Annotated in this window: 1 protein-coding gene; it reads right to left on the reverse strand. The window is 42.3% G+C overall.

Annotation, left to right across the window (positions count from 1 at the left end):
• Window positions 1-410: 410 nt before the first annotated feature.
• The coding region (locus ACCI49_RS24760; RefSeq protein WP_371841932.1) for an alpha/beta fold hydrolase at window positions 411-1,043 on the reverse strand (633 nt) is incomplete at its 5' end.

A 1,043-nucleotide genomic window follows, 5' to 3' on the forward strand; every position in this document is an offset into this window, starting at 1 on the left:
TATAAAACACACTAACTATCAATATTTATCGAATAAGCTCAGTTTTACAACTAAAACTCAACCATAAAATAGCACTCCAATAATTCGTAAATTTATCTCCGAATTTATAGAGATGCCCAGTTTCTTATTAGTATTTTTATTACACAAAGATCTGGCCTGCCCCTTTAACAAAAATAGACATACAGCAATAAAATGTTGCATTTACTATATGAGTTAGGCAATGCACCTGTATTTTATGGGTTGTTTCCAACTGCAGTAACTCCAAAATTCTGGGACAAATAATCAGAGGAGTCCCAGCAAAAAGAGCAAGCTGGATTGTAAGTTATAGGTTTCGAAACCCGTCTACAGACATGGTATCCGGCAGCGGAGATGGCCGATAGAAATACGGCCATCCCGGTTTCCAAAACTTGTTACTTATTGCGTAAAAATTTCAGTAGATCGTTATTTAAGCGATCCTTATGAGTATCGGCTAACCCATGCGGGGCACCTTTATACACAATTAACTTCGCATTTTTGATTAAAGCTGCAGAAGCTCGACCAGATGAATCAATAGGTACGATCTGATCATCATCGCCGTGAACAACCAATGTTGGCACATCAAATTTAGCTAGGTCACCTCTGAAATCCGTAGCAGAAAATGCTTCAATAGAATCGTAAGTATTCTTAGCGCCGGCCATCATACCTTGTCGCCAGAACGATTGGATTAAACCTTGAGACACTTTCGCGCCGGGTCGATTGAACCCAAAGAAGGGACCCGATGCGATATCTAAGTACAATTGAGACCGGTTGTCATTGGAGTTTTGGCGTAAGCCGTCAAATACTTCTACAGGAACACCGTTGGGGTTATCTTTGGTTTTCAGCATCAAAGGGGGTACCGCACTGATTAGAGCGGCTCGCTTAACACGATCAGTGCCGTGCCGGCCAATATTGCGTGCAACCTCCCCACCTCCGGTTGAAAATCCAACAAGCGTTACTTCTTTGTAAGCGGTACATGAACCACATTGTTCAACTTGCTTTGGCAGGCTGCCAAGATACCCCCTCCA

The sequence above is a fragment of the Microbulbifer epialgicus genome (genome assembly GCF_041447265.1).
In the GTDB taxonomy this organism is placed as follows: Bacteria; Pseudomonadota; Gammaproteobacteria; order Pseudomonadales; family Cellvibrionaceae; genus Microbulbifer; species Microbulbifer epialgicus.